This window comes from Streptomyces sp. KR55, assembly GCF_052245645.1.
Classification (GTDB): domain Bacteria; phylum Actinomycetota; class Actinomycetes; order Streptomycetales; family Streptomycetaceae; genus Streptomyces; species Streptomyces flavusporus.
On the sequence record NZ_JBQQCE010000241.1, the window covers coordinates 1 to 14,176 of the forward strand.

At 71.0% G+C, this 14,176-nt stretch carries 15 protein-coding genes and 2 pseudogenes; 6 read left to right on the forward strand and 11 right to left on the reverse strand.

The window, feature by feature from the left end:
• Positions 1-8 precede the first annotated feature (8 nt).
• Positions 9-899 (reverse strand): annotated as a pseudogene (locus tag ACTWQJ_RS30080) (SLC13 family permease); the annotation flags it as partial.
• Between the two features lie 214 nt (positions 900-1,113).
• Here ACTWQJ_RS30080 and ACTWQJ_RS30085 point away from each other — a divergent pair.
• The gene (locus ACTWQJ_RS30085) at positions 1,114-1,821 is read left to right on the forward strand and encodes a FadR/GntR family transcriptional regulator (RefSeq protein WP_443309675.1); all 708 of its coding nucleotides are present in this window, start codon (positions 1,114-1,116) and stop codon (positions 1,819-1,821) included.
• A 14-nt stretch (positions 1,822-1,835) separates the two neighbouring features.
• Here ACTWQJ_RS30085 and ACTWQJ_RS30090 read toward each other — a convergent pair whose 3' ends face one another.
• Entirely contained in the window at positions 1,836-2,903 is a 1,068-nt protein-coding gene (locus tag ACTWQJ_RS30090) for a MerR family transcriptional regulator (protein WP_443309676.1), read from the reverse strand.
• Between the two features lie 137 nt (positions 2,904-3,040).
• Between ACTWQJ_RS30090 and ACTWQJ_RS30095 the strand changes: the two genes are divergently transcribed.
• The 3 genes from ACTWQJ_RS30095 (at position 3,041) to ACTWQJ_RS30105 (ending at position 6,042) form a co-directional block, all read left to right on the forward strand.
• Positions 3,041-3,934 carry an ATP-grasp domain-containing protein gene (locus tag ACTWQJ_RS30095; RefSeq protein WP_443309677.1) on the forward strand — a complete coding sequence of 298 codons (894 nt, stop codon included), beginning with the start codon at positions 3,041-3,043 and terminating at the stop codon, positions 3,932-3,934.
• A gap of 214 nt (positions 3,935-4,148) precedes the next feature.
• On the forward strand, positions 4,149-4,913 hold the full coding sequence (locus ACTWQJ_RS30100; protein WP_443309678.1) for a hypothetical protein: 765 nt from the start codon (positions 4,149-4,151) through the stop codon (positions 4,911-4,913).
• A gap of 40 nt (positions 4,914-4,953) precedes the next feature.
• A complete protein-coding gene (locus ACTWQJ_RS30105) occupies positions 4,954-6,042 on the forward strand; it encodes a S1 RNA-binding domain-containing protein (protein ID WP_443309679.1) in 1,089 nt (362 codons plus the stop codon).
• Between the two features lie 152 nt (positions 6,043-6,194).
• Here ACTWQJ_RS30105 and ACTWQJ_RS30110 read toward each other — a convergent pair whose 3' ends face one another.
• Together ACTWQJ_RS30110 and ACTWQJ_RS30115 are read right to left on the reverse strand one after the other, a co-directional pair.
• Entirely contained in the window at positions 6,195-6,683 is a 489-nt protein-coding gene (locus ACTWQJ_RS30110) for a hypothetical protein (RefSeq protein WP_443309680.1), read from the reverse strand.
• Positions 6,684-6,989: 306 nt separating this feature from the next.
• Positions 6,990-7,646, reverse strand: a complete 657-nt coding sequence (locus ACTWQJ_RS30115; protein WP_443309681.1) for a MerR family transcriptional regulator — start codon at positions 7,644-7,646, stop codon at positions 6,990-6,992.
• 223 nt (positions 7,647-7,869) lie between these two features.
• Between ACTWQJ_RS30115 and ACTWQJ_RS30120 the strand changes: the two genes are divergently transcribed.
• On the forward strand, positions 7,870-8,787 hold the full coding sequence (locus ACTWQJ_RS30120; RefSeq protein WP_443309687.1) for a hypothetical protein: 918 nt from the start codon (positions 7,870-7,872) through the stop codon (positions 8,785-8,787).
• Complete coding sequence (locus ACTWQJ_RS30125; RefSeq protein WP_443309682.1) at positions 8,784-9,248, forward strand: ABA4-like family protein; 465 nt, start codon at positions 8,784-8,786, stop codon at positions 9,246-9,248. The genes ACTWQJ_RS30120 and ACTWQJ_RS30125 overlap by 4 nt, the downstream gene beginning before the upstream one ends.
• 160 nt (positions 9,249-9,408) lie before the next feature.
• Here ACTWQJ_RS30125 and ACTWQJ_RS30130 read toward each other — a convergent pair whose 3' ends face one another.
• From ACTWQJ_RS30130 to ACTWQJ_RS30160, 7 genes and pseudogenes are all read right to left on the reverse strand, one after another.
• Positions 9,409-9,936, reverse strand: coding sequence for a DUF1062 domain-containing protein (locus tag ACTWQJ_RS30130; protein ID WP_443309688.1), 528 nt, complete (start codon positions 9,934-9,936; stop codon positions 9,409-9,411).
• Between the two features lie 320 nt (positions 9,937-10,256).
• Complete coding sequence (locus tag ACTWQJ_RS30135; protein WP_443309683.1) at positions 10,257-10,862, reverse strand: hypothetical protein; 606 nt, start codon at positions 10,860-10,862, stop codon at positions 10,257-10,259.
• The gene (locus tag ACTWQJ_RS30140; protein WP_443309684.1) at positions 10,822-11,649 is read right to left on the reverse strand and encodes an FkbM family methyltransferase; all 828 of its coding nucleotides are present in this window, start codon (positions 11,647-11,649) and stop codon (positions 10,822-10,824) included. The genes ACTWQJ_RS30135 and ACTWQJ_RS30140 overlap by 41 nt, the downstream gene beginning before the upstream one ends.
• Positions 11,646-11,873: a Trm112 family protein gene (locus ACTWQJ_RS30145; protein WP_443309685.1), complete on the reverse strand. Its 228-nt coding sequence runs from the start codon at positions 11,871-11,873 to the stop codon at positions 11,646-11,648. Before ACTWQJ_RS30145 ends, ACTWQJ_RS30140 begins: the two co-directional genes overlap by 4 nt.
• Positions 11,870-12,775: a hypothetical protein gene (locus ACTWQJ_RS30150; RefSeq protein WP_443309689.1), complete on the reverse strand. Its 906-nt coding sequence runs from the start codon at positions 12,773-12,775 to the stop codon at positions 11,870-11,872. Before ACTWQJ_RS30150 ends, ACTWQJ_RS30145 begins: the two co-directional genes overlap by 4 nt.
• Before the next feature lie 15 nt (positions 12,776-12,790).
• Positions 12,791-13,510, reverse strand: coding sequence for a class I SAM-dependent methyltransferase (locus tag ACTWQJ_RS30155; RefSeq protein WP_443309686.1), 720 nt, complete (start codon positions 13,508-13,510; stop codon positions 12,791-12,793).
• Positions 13,507-14,176, reverse strand: a pseudogene (locus tag ACTWQJ_RS30160) (condensation protein); the annotation flags it as partial. The gene ACTWQJ_RS30155 and the pseudogene ACTWQJ_RS30160, both read right to left, overlap by 4 nt.

Sequence of the window (14,176 nt, forward strand, 5' to 3'; positions counted from 1 at the left end):
ATCGGTCAGACCGCCGCGCGGCTGTCCTCGGGCCAGGCAGTGCTGAGGACGACGGCCAGGGTGATCGCGGTCAGCCCCGCGTCCAGGTCGAAGGCGAGGACGGCGACCACGAGGGCGACCAGGGAGACGAGGGTGGCGATGCGGGCGGGGGTGAGGCGGGTGGCGGGTTCGTGGTCGTCGTCGCGGGTGAGGACGGCGGTGGGGGCGGGGCTGGTGCCGGTTCCGGTGCTGGTCCCTGCTGGAGGCTGCTTCCCGGTCGACGTAGTCCCGTCCGTGGGCGTCACCGCCCCCTGCCTCCACAGCTTGAGCCCCCCGAAGAGGACGAACACCACCCCCGCGATCACGAGGTTGGCGACCAGGGAGGCCAGGAAGAGGGCGACCTCGTTGCCCGGGAGCTTCTCCCGCTCCACGATGCCGTTGACGATCGAACCGTAGATGCTGATCGGCGAGAAACCGCCGGCCTGCGCGCCGTGCACCACCATCGCGCCCATCAGCAGCGGGCTGATCCCGTAGCGGACGGCGAAGCTCAGGGCGATCGGCGCGACGATCGCGACGGCGGCCGGACTGACCGCACCGATCGCCGTGAGCGCGCCGGTCAGGGCGAACATCACCCAGGGGATCAGCGCGACCCGGCCGCGCACCAGCCGGATCGAGGCGTGCACCAGCCAGTCGGTGGTGCCGTTGGCGCGGGCGATCGCGAACAGGTACGTGACCCCGACGAGGACGACGAACAGGTCGCCGGGGAAGCCGGCGAAGATGCCGTCCGCGTCGAGGTCGGCGACGAGGGTGCCGACGGCGAAGGCGGCGGCGAAGGCGAGCGCCCCCATGTTGATCGAGCGGGTGGTGGCGATGACGAACACCACGGCGAGGACGAGGATCGAGATGAGTTCGGGGGACATACGGGCTCCCGTCTTTGGGTCCCGGAACGGTGAGGGGAATGGACGAGCGGGCGAGAAGACGAATACGAGTGGTTGAGTGGCTGAGCCACTTGGCCGACTGGCTGGTCAGCGTGCGCGCACCGGCGGGGGACGTCAAGGGGTCGGGCAAGAATTGGCTCAGCCACTCAACCAGTCCGCCTGCCCGGTGCTAGGCTCCCGACGAGAGGGGGACCCAGTGACCGACGCCCTGCGCCCCATGACGAAGCAGCGCCTGTACGAGCAGGTACTGGACCGGCTGCGCCAGTACGTCGCGGAGGGCGGCCTGCGCGCCGGCGACCGGCTGCCACCCGAGCGTGACCTGGCCCAGCGGCTGGGCGTCAGCCGGGCCTCGGTGAAGCAGGCGATCGTGGTCCTGGAGGTGCAGGGCCTGGTGGAGGCACGGCACGGCGGCGGCACGTACCTCGTCCGCGACAGCCTCGAAGTGGAACCGGTCGAGAAACTGGTCGAACGCCGTCGGCGCCTCCCCGACGTCCTGGAGGCCCGCGAGGCCCTGGAGACCAAACTCGCCGAACTGGCCGCCGAGCGCCGCACGGAGGAGGATCTGGCCGCGATGCGGTCGGCCCTCGCCCACATGACGGCGGAGATCGAGCGGGGCGGTCACGGCGTCGAGGGGGACCGCCTCTTCCACGGCGCGGTCACGGCGGCCGCGCACAGCAGCATCCTCGCCGAGTTCATGCGCTCCATCGCCGACCAGATCGCCGAGAGCCGCACGGAATCCCTCCGCCAGCCCGGCCGCCCCACCCGCTCCCTCGCCCAGCACCAGGCCATCCTCGACGCCATCGAGGCCCAGCACCCCGGCCGGGCGGCCACGGCCATGCGCCGGCATGTCCGGACGGTGGCGAAGGTGCGGTTGCTGGACTGGGACCCGGAGGGGGAGCGCTGACCGGCCCCCGTCCGTCAGGCCACCGCCTCCACCACGTCCGCCACCACACAACTGACGTTGTCCGGGCCGCCCGCCTCGTTCGCCGCTCCGACCAGCGCGCGAACCGCCTCGTCGGGGGTCGGCGCGATGGCCAGCAGCTGTCGTATCCGGGCCTCGGGGACCACGGTGGACAGGCCGTCGGAGCACAGCAGATAGCGGTCGGCGGGGTGGGCGTCGTGCAGGCGCAGGTCCGGGGTGGCGGGGGCGGTGCCCGTGAGGGACTTCAGGAGGAGGGCGCGTTGGGGATGGGTCGTGGCCTCCTCCGGGGTGAGGCGGCCCTCGTCGATCATCGACTGGACCACCGTGTGGTCGTGGATGATGCGGAACAGGCCGCCGTCCCGCAGCAGATACGCCCGGGAGTCGCCGATGTGCACGAGCGCGAGCCGGGAGCCGGTCCACAGCATGGCGGTGAGGGTGGTCCCCGCCTCCTCGGCAGCGGAGACGTCGTGCACCGCGAGGGACGCGTCCCGCACCGCGGACTCCAGGAGGTTCAGCACGCTTCCCGCTGGCACCTCCTCCGCCTCCTCCAGCACCTTCAGCGCCTCCACTACGGCGGTGCTGGCCGGGCCGCCCGCGGGGCCGTAGCCGTCGGCGACGGCGAGAAGGCGGGTGCCCGCGTAGGCCGTGTCCTGGTTGGCCGGGCGGACCAGGCCCGGGTCGGAGTGGGCGGCGTAGCGCAGTTCCAGTGTGCTCATGGCGGGGTCCTTTCGGGACGGTGTCGTCAGGTGGTCGACGAGGAATGCGGCGAGGTCCCGCCGCTCGGCCGTCTCCGCCTCCACCCGCGCCCAGTACGCGCGGATGTCCTGGGCGGCGGCCGTGGGCGGGAGGGCGCACACCGTACGGATCCTGGCCAGTGGCATGCCCAGCCGACGCAGCCATGCCACCAGTCGGGCCCGCTCCAACTGCTCGACCGCGTAGTAGCGGTAGCCGGTGTGCGGATCGACCCGGGCGGGGCGCAGCAGGTCCAGCTCGTCGTACAGCCGCAGCGCCTTCGGCGACAGCCGGGTCGTCTTGGCGAACGCCCCGATCGTCAGCATGTTCATGTGCACCTCGCACTCCTCCGGTTCCGCCACCGATGCTGGGTCTTCACCAAAGGGGAAGGTCAAGCGGTCTTCTTCGGTTGCGGAGGCGATTGTTAGCCTGCGCAGCGTTCCGCCGTCGTCGCCCCGAGGAGTCCGCCGTGCCCCGTATCGCCCTCGTCACCTGCCGTCCCGGCCCCGAGGTCAGCGTCGACCGTGATCTGCCGCTGCTGATCGAGGCGTTGGCTGCGGGCGGTGCCGAGGCGGTGGCCGTCGAGTGGGACGACCCGGCGGTCGACTGGGCCGGGTTCGATCTCGCCGTGATCCGCTCGACCTGGGACTACAGCTGGCGGGCCGCCGAGTTCGTGGCCTGGGCGGAGGCGTGCGGCAAGGCCACGCGGCTGGCGAATCCGGCGGACGTGGTGCGGTGGAACACCGACAAGCGGTACCTCGGGGAGCTGGCGGCGGCCGGAGTGCCGACCGTCCCCACCCGCTACATAGCCCCCGGCGAGCCCGCCGACCTCCCCGACGACCACGAGTACGTCGTCAAGCCCACCTCCGGCGCCGGTGCCCGGTACGCCGCGCGCTATCTGCCCGAGGAGCGGGAGACGGCGGTACGACACCTCGTGCGCCTGCATGAGGAGGGGCTCACGGCGATGGTGCAGCCGTTTGTGCGGAGCATCGACACCGCCGGCGAGCGGGCGCTGCAGTTCTTCGGCGGGCGGCTGCTGCACGCCAGCCGCAAGGGGGCCGTGCTCGCGCCGGGGACGCCGTACGACGAGCGCAAGGTCGCCCATCCGGGGCTGGAGGTGTGGGAACCGACGGACGCCGAACTGGCCGTCGCCGAGCGCGCCCTGGCTGCCGTACCGGACGCGCCCGACCTGCTGTATGCGCGCGTCGATCTGGTGGACGGGGAGGACGGGGAGCCGCGGGTGATGGAGCTGGAGCTGGTCGAGCCGAACCTCTTCCTGTCGCTGCACACGGGGTCGGTGGCGCGGGTGGTCGAGGCGATGGTGGCGGTGGGGAACGCGGGCAAGGCTCCGGCTCAGTCCTGAAGCGTTCAGCTGATCGTCGGCGGGGCAGTACATCCTGACGTCGATGACACAGGCCGACGCCACCATGGCCGACTCGTACGCCACCGCGGCACTCAACGTCGGGGCCGCCGTCGGACCACTCATCGCCGCGACCACCCTCAGGCGGGGACGGTAAATCGTTCGCACACGCATCCACGGGGGCATGTCCCCTTGTGAATGCGACTGCGGGAGGGCTATGCGCAAGCCGGGGCAGGGGCTCGTGGACCGCGCTGTCGACGCGGTCGTCGAGAAGGGTTCGGCCTTGCTCGACCGTCTCATGACCCACGAACGCGGTTGGGTGTGGGGCGCTGTTGATGCGTTCATCGCCGTGGCGATCCCCGTGTCCGTGGTGGGAGTCACGTACGCGGGGGCCATGCTGAACGCTCACGGCCCCGGCTGGCCGAGCGCGGTCCTGGGCGCGGTGATGATCCTGGCCGGCTTCTCCGGCGGGTTCTTCTCCTTCCTGCTCTACCTCCGCAGCGAGAGGTGGTTCATCGCCCAGTTCCTCGTGATGGGACTGAGCAGTCTGCTGCTGTGCGGGGTGGCCGGAGCGGTGAGCGGCTTCGTGAGCGACGAGGTGCTGCAGACCCGCGGCAGGCACACCATGTGCACGGTCGTCGAGGTCGACGAACAGCGGCACACCACCACGCACTACGACAGCGCAGGAAACGTGACGCACACCAGCACCCGGACCGACTACGTGCACCGTCTGAACTGCGCGGCCGGACGACCGGACAAGTTCATCATGGGAGTTCGGTGGGCCAGTCCGGGAAGCCGTCTGGACGTTACGTACGACCCCCGGGGCCGGGTCGGTGCCGTGCCGACGGAGTTGGTGGGCAGCGAGGGGGAGTCCTGGCCTCTCGTGTGGGCGGGCCTGGGTGTGGTGATCACGGTGCGGCTCGGCTATGTGGCCGTGTTCTTCGTGGAGGAGCGAAGGTGGCAGGCACGGCGGGGCACATGAGTCTTACGGGCTGACGGGCGGCTGCGGCAGGATCGCCGGCATGTCGATCTCCGGAACGGACGCGTACGACTCCACCGACCTCCTCCCCCCGCTCGTCGAACGCGCCCTCACCGCCGCCCGCGCCCACGGCTTCCCCCACTCCTGCCGCCCCGAACAGGGCCGCCTGCTGCACGCGTTGGCGGGCGGCGCCCGCCACCTGATCGGCGAGACGGGCACGGGCTGCGGCGTCGGTCTGGCCTGGCTGGCCTCGGGGGCGGGTGAGGGCGTACGTCTGGTGAGCGTGGAGCGGGATCCGGAGCGTGCGGGGGTCGCGGCGGAGGTCTTCGCGGACCGGCCCGAGGTGGAGGTGGTCACGGGTGACTGGCGGCGCATAGAGGAGCACGGGCCCTACGACCTGCTGGTCCTCGACGGCGGCGGCACGGCCAAGGCCGCGGACGACATCCCGGCCGACCCGGCCCGGCTCCTCGCTCCGGGCGGCACGATCGTGATCGACGACTTCACCCCGGCCGCCGACTGGCCGCCGATGCACGAGGGGGCCGTGGACCTGCCCCGCCGGTACTGGCTGGAGCATCCCGCGCTGAAGACGGTCGAGATCGCGCTCGCCGAGGATCTGGCCACGCTCGTGGGGACCCGGCGTCGGCTTGCCGGGGCCGAGACCACGTGGCGAGGGCTGGAGCGCGGGCAGATCGTACGGGGAGTCGTCACCCGCATCGCGCCCTTCGGCGTGTTCGTGGACCTCGACGGCGTCGAGGGCTTCGTCACCGTCCCCGAACTTTCCCGGCACCGGTTCGACTCGCTCGACGAGGTCGTCCACGTCGGCCAGGAGGTCACGGCCGAGATCCTCGCCTTCGAACTGCCCCGGCAGCAGGTCCGGCTGTCCCTGGCCGCCCTGGCTCCGGACCCCCTGACGGAGTTCGCACGGAACGGGCTCGGCCGGGTGGTACGCGGCCCGGTCACCAAGACGGTCCCGTTCGGCGTGTTCGTGCGGGTGGCCGACGGCGTGGAGGGGCTTGTGCACCGGGACACGCTCAACGACCCGTACTTGCCGGAGGTGGGCGACGAGCTGTCCGTCGAGGTCGTCGGCATCAACGTCGTACGGAGGCGGGTCGACCTGAAGCCGGCGTCGTAGCGGGCCTGGCTTGTCGGCGACCACCGTCCGCTGCAACATCTCCCACGCGAACTCGGCGACCAGCCGTCGTCGTACGCCCCGCGCGTCCGCTTGGCTCTGACAACGTGAGCTGGGGTCTGGCACACGTTCCGTGGTGGCGGACTGAGCCGACGTCACCACGTCAGGGTCAGCGAACCTCCGACCGGCAACGTGTGCCAGCGGTCGGCGTAGTCGTCGAACCGGGACACGATCCGGTCGACCACCGGGGGAATCTCCCCCGCCGACACATACGCCGGCAGCTCCCGCGCGTGGCCGCGCCGCACCTCCCACACGGGTACGGCAATACCCGCCAGCTCCTCCGACCTGGCCATGTCGGCCTTCGCCTGCGGGGACGACTTCACCCGCTTCGACTTGCGGCGCCGGGCGGCCTTGGCGCGCTCCGCGGGGTCGGCGGGCCAGAACAGGCCGTTGTCACCGGCGGCCAGCCGCCCGTAGACCCCGAGCTTGATGCCGGCCTCCGCCTCGACGAGGAAGTGCACCAGGTCGTGCGGGAGATACGGATGCCCGCCGGGCCCGTTGCGTGGGGCGAGCGCGGCACCGGTCTCGCGGTGCACGGCGATGTCGTAGCTCGTACCGGGACCTTTGGTGAAGACGACGCGCATGCCCGGCACGGTAAGTGACGATCGCGGCCGCAGGCACCCGGTTTTCCGGCACGCTCAGCGGGCACCGAGGGGTGTAGCGGCGCGGAGTTCATGACTCCGCAGGTCAATTGGGCGATGCGGCCGCCTCCGCGCTGGATGGGGGTGCTGATGCCCGCGAGCAGCACGCACTGCGGCCGGGTGTGCCGGGCATGGGTGCGTGGCTGGTGGCCGGCGCCATGACGGGCGTGCCCGCCATGAGTGACCCGCATGCGCCCGCACGCCATGAAGCGCGCCTGCTCCGTGAGCGTATCCCAACGTGCGGTCAGCTCAGCTCGTCTTCCGTTCCCGCGGCGGCCCATCCGTGCCGTACAGCTTCGCCGAGGCGTCCACATGGGCCAGCCGCCGCAACGCGCTGAACACCGCTTCACCCAGAACGGTCCCGACCACCACACCCTCGACCATGTCCTCGACCGCCACCCTCCGGTCCACGTACCCGAGATCGGCGCGGGCGACCTGCTCGGCGGCGTCGGCGTAGTCGTCGAGCACTTCGACGAACGCCCCGTGTCCCAACCGGGCCATGGCGGCAAGAGCCTTGGAGAGGTCGGCCGCGGCGGGGTTCGACTCGTGCGTCCGCCAGCCACGCCGGGAGATGAGGTCGGCGACGGCGGCCTGGGCGGCCGCCGACTCGGCGTCGTCGTGCTCGATGTTTGTGCTGCCGAGGCGGTCCGCGGCGGCGCCGAGCACTTTGTGCAGCGGACGCTTCGGATCGTCGACGGCCGCCAGTACGTCCGCGATCTCGGCCACCTTCAGGCCGCCCACATCGAGCAGGGCGCGGATCAGCTGCAGCCGACGCTCGTGCGTCTCACCGTAGGTCGCCTGGTTCGGGCTGGTCAGCTCGCCCGGGGGCAGCAGCCCTTCACGGACGTAGTACTTGATCGTCGGCACCGGAACCCCGGTCTTTCGGCTCAACTCGCCAATGCGCACTGCCGGTTCACTCCTTGGCCTCTGCCCTGCTCACCGCGCCGGTCCTTGCCGACCCGCTCCTCATCATAGATAGTGGGACTATCAGATAGCGGATAGTTCTGCTATCTATTCAGAGGGGGTAACTGTGTCTTCATCCCGTCCGTCTTCATGGCCTGCGTCGTCGTGGGGGCCTTCGGTGCCCTGGCGGTCATGGCATCGACCGCTGGTGTTGTTCTCGGCGGCGATGGTGATGATGGCGGTCATATCCGCCGTGGGACTCGTCGTCGACGACCGTGTCCTGGTGGGCGCGCCGATCTGGTTCAAGCCGTTCAAGTTCTCGGTCTCGTTCGTGGCGTACTGCCTCACCCTGGCCTGGATGCTGTCGCTCCTCCCCCACGCCCGACGCATGGGCTGGTGGGCGGGGACGGTCGTCGCGCTCGCGAGCCTCGTCGAGATGGTGATCATCACCGGCCAGGTGATACGTGGCAAGCGCAGCCACTTCAACCACGCAACGCCCTTCGACGAGGCGCTGTTCAATGCGATGGCCGTCACGGTCGTCATCCTGTGGCTCGGCACGCTCGCCATCGCCGTGCTGCTGCTCCGCGCCCGCATCACCGACCGCGCATCCGCCTGGGCGATGCGCTCCGGCATCGTCCTGACGCTGGCCGGGGCCGCCGTCGGATTCCTGATGACCCAGCCCGCGCCGGGGCAGCGGCGCGGCGTCTCCCAGGTGGTCGGCGCGCACAGCGTGGGTGTGCCGGACGGCGGTCCCTCGATGCCGCTGACCGGCTGGTCGACGACCGGCGGCGATCTGCGGATCCCGCACTTCGTCGGCATGCACGCGCTGCAGCTCCTGCCGCTGTTGGTCATGATGCTGACCGCGCTCGCACCGCGCTTCGCCCGCCTCGCCGACGACAGGGTGCGGTTGCGCCTCGTGCTGCTCGCCTCGGGGGCGTATGCCGCCGCCTTCGCTCTGGTCCTGTGGCAGGCGCTGCGGGGCCAGCCGCTGATCCACCCGGACGGCGCGACGCTGGGGGTGGCCGGCCTGATCCTGGCGGCCGCCGCTCTCGGGACGTACGGCTCCCTGCGGGCTGCAACCCCCTCCTCGCACAAGGCAAGTGACGCTGACGGCGCCACCGCCTCGAAGGAGCTCGTGTCATGACCGGATTCCTCTTCGAGCTCTCCTTCTGGCTGGCGGCACCCGTCTGGTTGCTCATGATCTTCGCCCCGGCGTGGAGCCCCACCGCGCGCATCGCCGCATCCCCGCTGACCGTGGTGCCCGTACTGCTCGTCTATCTCGCGCTCGCGGTCCCCGTGTTCCCCGAGCTCTGGACCGCGGTCAGCAGCCCGGACCTGGACACCTTCCGCGACCTGACGGCCCTCGCGGACGGTGCGGGAGCCATCTGGGCGCAGGTCATCGCCTGGGATCTCCTGATCGGGCAGTGGATGTACCAGGAGGCCAGACGGCTCGGGATCTCCGCCCTGCTGATGGGGCCGCTGCTGGTCTTCACGATCCTGCTGTCACCATTCGGCCTGCTGGTATTCCTGGGGCTGCGCGCGGCGAGGTCACGGCGTGCGAGTCGCGACGACCTCACGGCCGCCGCGTCCGGCGGAGCCATGTAGTCGTTCGCCCAGCGGTACGGCGCGCAGTTCCCGGAGGCCGTCTGCCTGGGCATCGAAATCGGCCACGCGGCGATCCCGGCCCAGGGAACCGGGTTCCGCCGGCAGCGTTTGGGCCTGTCCGGCGGATCTCGCCGGACAGGCCCCTGGCCCCGAGGAAGGCTCAGCGCTTGAGCGTGAAGGTGAAGTCGCCGGAGAGCTTGCCGCTCAGCCGGACTGCCGAAACGAGCTTCCCCTCCGTGATCAGTCGCTCGGTCTCGGCCCGCGAAAGACCGCAACCGTCAGCGATCAGACGCACCGGCCGGACAGGGATCCGCGCCGCAAAGCGGACCGAGACGTCGATCACCTCGCGGTCCAGGTGATCCGATCCGCCGGTGTCGAGGCGCCAGGCGTTGTCCCAGTCGAGGGCGATGCGATTACGGCGCCGCACGACCGGATCCTGGAGCAGCTCAGCTGCCAGGCCAGGGTCGTTGTCATGCATCCGGTCCAGCAGCTCAGGTCGTACGGAGCGCACGTTCATCCGCTCCAGGACCGTGAGCTTTGCCGTGTCCCCGCAAGCGGTACAGAGCACGAGGAGCCAGGCGTCGAGGAGCTTGTGGTTTGCGTTGACGCGAAATTTACCGTTCGCCCGGAAGCGCTCGGACACGCACGCGTGGCAACGGCGGAGAACGGTCGGCAGGCAGGTGGGCATGACCACCCAGTCATTGAGCACAGAAGTACACCGGTTTCAGTGAGAAGTCCGCAGCAAAAAGGAGCGCGGCGCACATGCGCGACGCGCGACACATCAGCTCTCGGGAGGTCTCACAGGGTGTACAACGGCACGTCCTTGCCTAGACGACTTGGCTCGGCAGCACGGTAATGGCGCACAGCGGCGCTGCTCCACTGGTTTTCGAGCGCCTCACCGCCAGGTTCCATCCGGCGGATCATGGACGAAGCCAGAGCCGGATCGCGGCGACGGTGACGGTGCCGTGGAAGACGTAGGCCCGCTTGTCGTACCTCGTGGAGGAGTTCTTACTCGCTGATGGCAAGCCGCTGAAGCAAACCCCATGTGAACTCCGCGACGACCTCATGTCGTTCACCTTGTGCGTCCGGTGCCACAAAGGCCAGCCCCCACCGCGTCGGTGCCGTCCCCTCCAGTGGTCGGGCCGGCGCGAAGGCGCGGGCTGCCTCGTCGACCGTGCAGGACCACGGGGTGAGGTCGTCGATCGTGCGCAGGGTGGGGGCTTCCGCGCCCGGTGCGCGGACCAGCCACTCGTTCCACACCACCCCGTTCGGCGCTACGAGGACCTCGAAGCGCAGGTCCGGCCAGAGGGGGACCGGCCACTGCCAGGCCTCGCAGTCGAGGTCGCCGATGCGGCGGGGGATCGTCGACTCGGGTGGGCCGAGGACCGAGCGGTAGCGGGATGCCGCGCTGCGGGACCGTGGGGAACGGAGCATGGCCTGCCAGCGTTTGTTCGCCTCCCGCATCTGTGCGAGCGAGACGCCCAGTTCGCGGCGGGCGTCCTCCACCAGACCGGGGTTGTGGTCGGCCATGCGGCGCAGCAGGACGAGCTGGAAGTCGAGCGGCGTGAAGGGGTTAGCGGGGGGCTTTCCTGAGCGTGGCGGCATGGGAACCATCGTCGCCCACGCCGGGCCCTCCCGGACGTCGGCCGTCAGGGAGGAAGAGGACGGAATTGACGTAGCGGGGGCGGGTACGGAGGGGGAGGACTCGGCGGAGCAGGCCGTGGGAGGCGACGTGAGAGGTGATCGCCTGGTGGGACTCCAGGGGGAAGTCGGAGAGGGGGATCCAGTTTCTGCCGGGGAGCACCCAGCCGTCGTAGTCGAGGAGCGACATGTATGTCAGGACCGGGGTGATCGGTTGGATGCGGGTCTCCAGTTCCACGAGCAGGGTCGGGCGGTCGCGGGCCAGCAGGGCCGTCGCGCCGCGTAGGACCGACAGTTCGCTGCCGTCCACGTCGACCTTGATGAAGTCGACGTCCCTCAGGCCCAGGTCGTCGAGGGCGACGCAGGGGACCTCCACCGCGTGGGCGTGGATGTCCCGGCGGATGAGGGACGAGACACCTCGGTCGCCGGTGTCGTCCGGGGGCAGCCAGAGGCGGGCCGTGCCGGGGCGGTCCGTGGCGGCGGCCTGGATCACGTGGACGTTCGCCGGGGTCGTCGAGGAGAGGAGGCGTGCCAGGTGCGGGACGGGTTCCACGGTCACCACCCGGCGGGACCGGGCGCTCAGCCGGCGCGTCCACGGGCCGTACCAGCCGCCGACGTCTACCGCGGTGCCGCAGCCGGGCGGGCAGAAGTCGGCGATCCTGGCCAGCTCCGGTTCAAAGCGGGGGTACACGGCGCGGGCGGTCGCGGCGACCAGGCGGGCCGGGAGGAAGGGGGCGAGGCGGGCGGCAAGCGTGGTCATGACGCCATCCGTTTGAGGAGCTCCTCGTGTTCGTCCTCCGAGACCTGCTCCCCGGAGGACGGCAGCAGTTGCGGGATGCCGTCGACGATCGGGTAGCGGCGGCGCAGGCGTGGGTTGTACAGGGCCTCCTTCGGCGTCATGGATCCGTCCGGTGGCAGCAGGTGCAGCCGGCCCTTGTCGAGGGGGCACGCCAGGATCTTCAGCAACGGGTCGTCGAGGGTCATGGGGGTGCCAACTCCTTGGCGGGGAGGGATGGTTGGGGTGCCTTGTCGTGTTTCGGCATGCTCAGCAGCACCGTGACCGCCAGTGCCGTGCCCGCCAGCCGCAGTGCCAGCCGCGGTGGGTCGTCCGGCAGTGCCTCGCCGAACGACAGCGTTCCGAGCACCGCCGTGTACAGGCAGGTCACCGTCGTGCACACCGGCACGATCAGTGAGGCCCGGCAGCGCTGCAGCGCGGCCTGCGACATGACCAGGCCGAAGGCGCCGGTGAAGAGCAGGAGGTACGGGTACGGGGAGCGCAGTACGGCCAGGAGTGCACCGGCCGGGTCACTCGTCGTCCAGTAGCCGGAGACGCCCTTGATCGCGAGCGAGCTGACCCCGTAGAGCAGGCCCACCGCCACCCCGTACTCGACGCCGGTCGTCGGCAGCCGGTGGCGGCGCAGGGCCCGGCGTTCGGCGGCGCGGTACAGCCACACGCCGGACGCCAGCGACGGCACGCACAGCAGCAGGACGAGGGCGTAGGGGGCCTGCTGACTGACCGTGTCCGTGGCCTCGTCCAGCGACAGTACGACCATCAGTAGGGCGGCGAGGATCGCGGCCAGCGCGTACCGCTCCCGTCCGCTGGTCTCCTCGCCCAGTAGCAGGGCGGAGAGCAGGACGAGCAGTACCAGGCCGGAGACGAAGATGCCCTGTGCGGCGGCGATCGGCAGGGTGCGGTAGACGATGAGCTGGGCGGCGAACCCGGCCGCGAGGGCGAGCGAGCCGCCGATCCACAGCGGGCTGCCGAGTACCAGGCGCAGCAGGCGGCCGGGGCGGCGGACCGTGACCTCGGGCAGGGCGGCCAGCGCCCGTTTCTCCAGCACGAACCCGCTGCTGTACAGGACGTTCGCCATCAGGGCCGCGGCCACTCCCCACCACACGGCCTATGTCCTTCGGGCGTGCAGGAGGAGGATCGAGGCGAGGGGTGGTCTGGTGCAGGCCAGGCGGTCCAGCGGTCGTAGCGGGCGCGGTACGCCGTGGAAGGGCGCACCTTCCAGTCGTACGACGTCGAAGCCCGCCGCCGCGACGAACTCCCGCAGCGCGCGGGCGGTGTACAGCCGTAGGTGTCCGACGACCTCCCGGCCGGGGCGGCCGTGGATCGCGCGCAGGCTCACCTCGGAGAAGACCGGCTGGACGCCGACGGCCAGCAGGGCGCGGTTGTACCAGGCGGCCAGGTTCGGGGTGGACAGCATCAGATGGCCGCCCGGGCGCAGGACGCGGCGGATCTCCTCCAGGGCGGTGTCCGGGTCTACGAGGTGTTCGATCACCTCGCTGAAGAGGACGGCGTCGGCGGAGCCCGTTCCGAAGGGCAGTGCGGTCAGTTCGCCGCGCACCGCGTACGGCAGTCGGGTGCGGGCGCGGGTCAGGGCGTCGTGGGACCAGTCGACGCCGACGATGCGGTGGCCGGGGAGGAGGGGGGCGGCGGTGGCGGCCGCGGTGCCGTCGCCGCAGCCGATGTCGAGGACGGTCTGTGCCGTGCCGGTGCCGAGAGCGGCGGCCAGCATGCGGGCCTGGCGGAGGCTGCGGGGGGTGCCGGAGGCGACGGGGACGGCGGGGTTCTCGTAGAAGTCCCGCAGGTCCTTGGGGGGTGCGGTGGTGGTCATCGGGTGACCTCCGTGGTGTGCAGGTAGTGCTCGAACAGGTCCCGCAGATGGGCGCCGTCGCCGTGGCTGAGCAGGGTGCGGGACCAGCGCAGGGCGAGGTGGAGGCGGCCGGCCGTCGATGCGGTGGTGACCGTGAGGCCGCGGGGCATGCGGGCGGGGGCCGAGAACCAGACCGCGTGGGCGCGGCCGGCCTCCTCGCCGAAGTCCAGGGGGTACGGGACGCGGCCGATGTTGCTGAGGAGTGTCGTGGACGTCCAGGGGGCGGCGGCGCGGCGGAGGCCGCGGGTGAGGGCGGCGCGCCACGGGACCGGGAGGACGGGGGCGGTCAACAGGGCGGCTCCGTGGCCGAGTTGGGGGCGGGAGAGGGACTTGAGGGCGCGCGTGCGGGTTGCCGTCCGGCGGAGCAGGGTGTCCATGTCGTCCGGGGTCAACTCGTCCGGTGAGAAGGGGACTTCGACCAGGCGGGTGCCGTTGCCGATGGGCATTGTCGTGTCGCGGGGGCGGTCGTCCACCGGCATGGTGATGCGGAGGGGGCGGGGGCGGGCGCCGTGTTCGCGGTTCCAGTGGGCGATCGTCAGGGCGGTGGTGACCATGAGCTGGTCGTTCACCGTGTAGGGGGAGCCCTTGGGGCGGTGAGGGAGGGGGAGGTCTGTGACGAGCATGTCG